This is a genomic window from Streptomyces sp. NPDC007162, assembly GCF_040634175.1.
In the GTDB taxonomy this organism is placed as follows: Bacteria; Actinomycetota; Actinomycetes; order Streptomycetales; family Streptomycetaceae; genus Streptomyces.
In genome coordinates, this window is record NZ_JBEYFC010000659.1 from 1 (window position 1) to 4224 (window position 4224).

At 73.0% G+C, this 4224-nt stretch carries 6 protein-coding genes and 1 pseudogene; 4 read left to right on the plus strand and 3 right to left on the minus strand.

Annotated features, from left to right (window positions below; translation table 11 throughout):
- Positions 1-232 precede the first annotated feature (232 nt).
- On the minus strand, positions 233-865 hold the full coding sequence (locus ABZ646_RS41460; protein WP_360531415.1) for a LysE family transporter: 633 nt from the start codon (positions 863-865) through the stop codon (positions 233-235).
- Between the two features lie 290 nt (positions 866-1155).
- On the opposite strand from ABZ646_RS41460, the gene ABZ646_RS41465 reads away from it, so the two are divergent.
- Together ABZ646_RS41465 and ABZ646_RS41470 are read left to right on the plus strand one after the other, a co-directional pair.
- Positions 1156-2391: a cytochrome P450 gene (locus tag ABZ646_RS41465; RefSeq protein ID WP_360531418.1), complete on the plus strand. Its 1236-nt coding sequence runs from the start codon at positions 1156-1158 to the stop codon at positions 2389-2391.
- Positions 2392-2403: 12 nt separating this feature from the next.
- Positions 2404-2604, plus strand: a complete 201-nt coding sequence (locus ABZ646_RS41470) for a ferredoxin (RefSeq protein ID WP_360531421.1) — start codon at positions 2404-2406, stop codon at positions 2602-2604.
- On the opposite strand, the gene ABZ646_RS41475 is transcribed toward ABZ646_RS41470, so the two are convergent.
- Both ABZ646_RS41475 and ABZ646_RS41480 read right to left on the minus strand, forming a co-directional pair.
- The gene (locus tag ABZ646_RS41475) at positions 2585-2857 is read right to left on the minus strand and encodes a hypothetical protein (RefSeq protein WP_360531424.1); all 273 of its coding nucleotides are present in this window, start codon (positions 2855-2857) and stop codon (positions 2585-2587) included. The two genes, ABZ646_RS41470 and ABZ646_RS41475, sit on opposite strands and share 20 nt — an antisense overlap.
- 54 nt (positions 2858-2911) lie before the next feature.
- On the minus strand, positions 2912-3463 hold the full coding sequence (locus tag ABZ646_RS41480) for a TetR/AcrR family transcriptional regulator (RefSeq protein ID WP_360531429.1): 552 nt from the start codon (positions 3461-3463) through the stop codon (positions 2912-2914).
- A 100-nt stretch (positions 3464-3563) separates the two neighbouring features.
- Between ABZ646_RS41480 and ABZ646_RS41485 the strand changes: the two genes are divergently transcribed.
- Both ABZ646_RS41485 and ABZ646_RS41490 read left to right on the plus strand, forming a co-directional pair.
- Positions 3564-4022 carry a nuclear transport factor 2 family protein gene (locus ABZ646_RS41485; RefSeq protein ID WP_360531427.1) on the plus strand — a complete coding sequence of 153 codons (459 nt, stop codon included), beginning with the start codon at positions 3564-3566 and terminating at the stop codon, positions 4020-4022.
- A gap of 20 nt (positions 4023-4042) precedes the next feature.
- Positions 4043-4224 (plus strand): annotated as a pseudogene (locus ABZ646_RS41490) (hypothetical protein); the annotation flags it as partial.

The following is a 4224-nucleotide window of genomic DNA, read 5'->3' on the forward strand; positions in this document are numbered from 1 at the left end:
GCCAGCGCACCCGCGTCGCCCTCGCCCTCGCCCTCGGCAAGCGGCCTCCGTCCCGCCCGAGCTCTCGTACAGCTCGACCTGCTCCCGCACCCACGCGGTCGGGCTGGGCTCGTACTCGCCCTCAAGAGGCATGAGGTCCGTCCCCTCGTCTCATCCGTCACTGACAGCATGATTCAACACCGGGAGTGCCCCGGATTCATCCGCACGACACCGGCCCCGGGCCTGGCAGGCCTCAGCCGGGCGCCAGCGCCACCCGCGCGGCGAGGCCCAGCATCACGCAGCTCGACACGAGCGCCGTGACCAGCCGCCCCCGGTGCCCGGTCAGCCCCCGGCCGAGCAGGGCGCCGCCGGCCGCCAGCAACAGCTGCCAGCTCGCGGACGCGGCGAAGGCCGCGAGGACGAACACGGCCTGCTCCACCGGCCGTGCGACGGCGGCCGAACGGGTGCCGACCACCAGGGCCGCGAAGTAGATCACCGTGGTGGGGTTGAGCAGAGTGATCCCGAGAAGGCCGAGAAACGCCCGTCCGGAGCCGGGTACCGGCCGCTCGGTCCGGGTCGGGAGGCACCGCTGCCGGAACTGGCTCACCGCGTGGGCCGCCCCGCGCACCGCGAGGGCGACCAGGACCAGCGCCGAGAGCAGGCGCAGCGGCCCCAGCACCGGCCGCAGCCCGGCCGCGAGCGCCGCACCGCCGACCGTGGCGAGCAGGGCGTACAGACCGTCGGCGCCGGCGACGCCGAGTGCGGCGCAGGCGCCGGTCCGCAGGGACGTGCGGGCCGTGAGGGACACTAGATATGTGCCGACCGCGCCGACCGGGACGGCGATCCCGTAACCGGCGAGCAGGCCGGCGACGAGCGCGGCCGTCACGGGCGTGCGGGCTCGGGCCTCCAGGAGCGTCCCGGCTGCTGAAGGCCCCGCACCGTACGGACGGTGGCGGTCAGCGGCATACGGGCGTCAGGAGTGGTCATGCGCAGAGCTTGTGGCCCGCGCCGCCGTACCGGCAAGCGAATTTCGGCGCGGAACCGTCCCCCGACCGCACGCGGTTCGGCCAGTTCGGCCGATTCGCCGATCTGGCCGAACTTCCGGTCGTCCCATAGGTGCCTGAAGCATCTAATGAAGATCGGCACGACGTACGACATTCGTCTGCGAGGTCTTCCATGAACGAACTGACGGACCTGACGGCACCCACGCCCCCCGCGCCGGCCGCAGCCGTGGCCTGGCCGCAGGACCGCACGTGCCCCTACCACCCGCCGTCCGCCTACGACCCCCTGCGCGAGGACCGGCCGCTGTCCCGCGCGACCTTGTTCGACGGCCGCCCCGTCTGGGTGGTCACCGGGCACGCCACGGCCCGGGCGCTGCTCTCCGACGCCCGGCTCTCCAGCGACCGCCGACGGCCCGAGTTCCCCGTGCCGACGGAACGCGCCGCCGGGATCCGCGACCGCAGGGTCGCCCTGCTGGGCACGGACGACCCCGAGCACCAGACCAGGCGCCGGATGATGATTCCGGCCTTCACCGTCAAACGCGCCACCCGGATGCGCCCGTCCATCCAGCGGATCGTCGACGGACTGCTCGACACGATGATCGCCGAGGGGCCGCCCGCCGACCTGGTGAGTTCCTTCGCCCTGCCGGTGCCGTCCATGGTCATCTGCGACCTGCTCGGCGTTCCGTACGCCGACCACGAGTTCTTCGAGGCGCAGTCGAGGCGGCTGCTGCGCGGTCCGACGGCCGAGGACTCGATGGCGGCCCGCACCGAGCTGGAGGACTACCTGGGAACTCTGGTCGACAGCAGGAAACGGGACGCCGTCCCCGGCGACGGCGTCCTCGACGAACTCGTCCACGAGCGGCTCGCGAGCGGCGAGCTGGAGCGGGCCGAGCTCCTCTCGCTGGCCATGATCCTGCTGGTCGCCGGGCACGAGACCACCGCCAACATGATCTCGCTCGGTACCTTCACCCTGCTCCGGAACCCCGAGCGGCTGGCTGAACTGCGTGCCGATCCCACGCTGATGCCCGCCGCCGTCGAGGAACTGATGCGGACGCTGTCCATCGCCGACGGCCTGCTCCGGGTCGCCCTGGAGGACATCGAGGTGGCCGGCGCCACCATCCGCGAGGGCGACGGCGTGCTCTTCGTGACCTCGGTCATCAACCGGGACGAGTCCGTCTACGACGACCCCGACACGCTCGACTGGCACCGCCCGGCCCGGCACCACGTGGCCTTCGGCTTCGGCATCCACCAGTGCCTGGGCCAGAACCTCGCCCGGGCCGAGCTGGAGATCGCGCTCACCACCCTGTGGGAACGGCTGCCGGGCCTGCGGCTCGACGCACCGCCGGAGACGATCCCCTTCAAGCCCGGCGACACGATCCAGGGGATGCTGGAACTCCCCGTGACCTGGTAAGAGGCTGCTGCCATGCACATCGAGATCGACAGGGACGTCTGTATCGGCGCCGGGCAGTGCGCCCTGACGGCCCCCAACGTGTTCACCCAGGACGACGACGGCTTCAGCGCGCTGCTGCCCGGCATGGCCGACGGCGGCGGCGACCCACTGGTCAAGGAGGCGGCCCGCGCCTGCCCGGTCCAGGCCATCACGGTCAAGGAGCCGACGGGGTAGGTACTGTCGGCGCGTCGAGCACCGCCGGCTCGGGACCCCGTAGGCGCGCCTGGTCGGCGATCACCTCGTACGCCGTCACCCGGTCGCCCTCGACGGTCACCCGCAGGACGTACAGCAGGCGTCTCCGCGGCGCGACGACGAACCGGGCCCGGCGGGCCCGGGCCCGAGGGGTGCCGCCCGTCAAGGTGCCCGCCTTGATCGGGACCCCCGCCGAGGCCCGCCAGTGGGAGCCGGGCCAACCGTCGTCAGCCACGCGGTGAGGTCGTCGATCCCGCCGCCGCGCCCGCGGGAGCACCGCGGTCCGACGTCAGCCCGCGCGCAGCAGCACCTCGGCCGCCGCGCGTGCCTCGGCCGCGGGCGCCGTGCTCCCGGTGATCCCGGCGGTCACCATCGCCCCCTCCGCCAGCAGGAACAGCGGCCCGGTGAGCGCGGCGTCCAGTCCGGCGCCGGCCACCAGCCCCGCGAGGCAGTCCCGGAACGCCTGTTTGTGGTCCCGGACCCGGGCCACCACCCGCTCGGAGGTGGCACCCAGTTCGCCGTACACGTTGATCCAGGCGCACCCCCGGAAGTCCGCCTCGCCGAACCAGGTCTCCAGCCAGTCGAACACGGCGAGCAGCCGCTCCCGCGCGTCGCCCTGCCGTTCGACGTGCGCGGCGAGCCGCTGCCGCCAGCGCACGTCCCGCCGCTCCAGACAGGCCACCACGAGCTCCTCCTTCGCGGGGAAGAGCTGGTAGAGCCGCTTGAGCGAGACCCCGGAGGCACCGCGTATGTCGTCCATGCCGACGGACTGCACCCCGCGCCCGTAGAACAGCCGCTCGGCGGCGTCCAGAGCCCGCTCACGGGCGACCGCGCTGTCCATGACCACGTGCGGACCACACCCTTCCTTGACGCGAGAACCAGCGTTCTCCTACGGTAGCGGCGACCTGGAGAACGTGCGTTCTCCATCCGGGGAGGAGACCATGGCCGACCGTCCGCCCCTGCCGCCCTTCACCCGCGAGACCGCGGCCCGGAAGGTCCAGGCCGCCGAGGACGCCTGGAACACCCGTGACCCCCAGCGGGTGGCGCTCGCCTACTCCGAGGACCCGGTCTGGCGCAACCGCGGCACCTTCGTCACCGGCCGCGCCGAGATCATCGGGTTCCTCACCGCCAAATGGGGCCGGGAACTCGACTACGCGCTCCGCAAGGACCTGTGGTCCTTCGACGGCGACCGCATCGCGGTCCGCTTCCAGTACGAGTGCCACGACGCGGCCGGCCAGTGGTGGCGGTCGTACGGGAACGAGCTCTGGGAGTTCGACGAGCACGGGCTGATGACCCGGCGCGAGGCGAGCATCAACGACGTCCGGATCGAGGAGCACGAGCGCCGGATCCACGGACCGCGCCCGGAGTCCGAGCGGGGCCGGACGTTTCCGTTGCGGTAGCCCCCGCATACAGTGCCCGGATGACCGATGAGCCCCGTGCGCCCTTCCTCTACCTCGTCGTGTGCGCGGCCGGCGTCGCCGCCGGCGTCGGCCGGCTGATCACCGCGGCCCTGGACCGCGGCTGGGAGGCCGGAGTCGTAGCCGTGCGGCCACCACTCCTCGGCCCGGAGACGGTCGAGGGCGGCGGCGAGTTCGGCGGGGT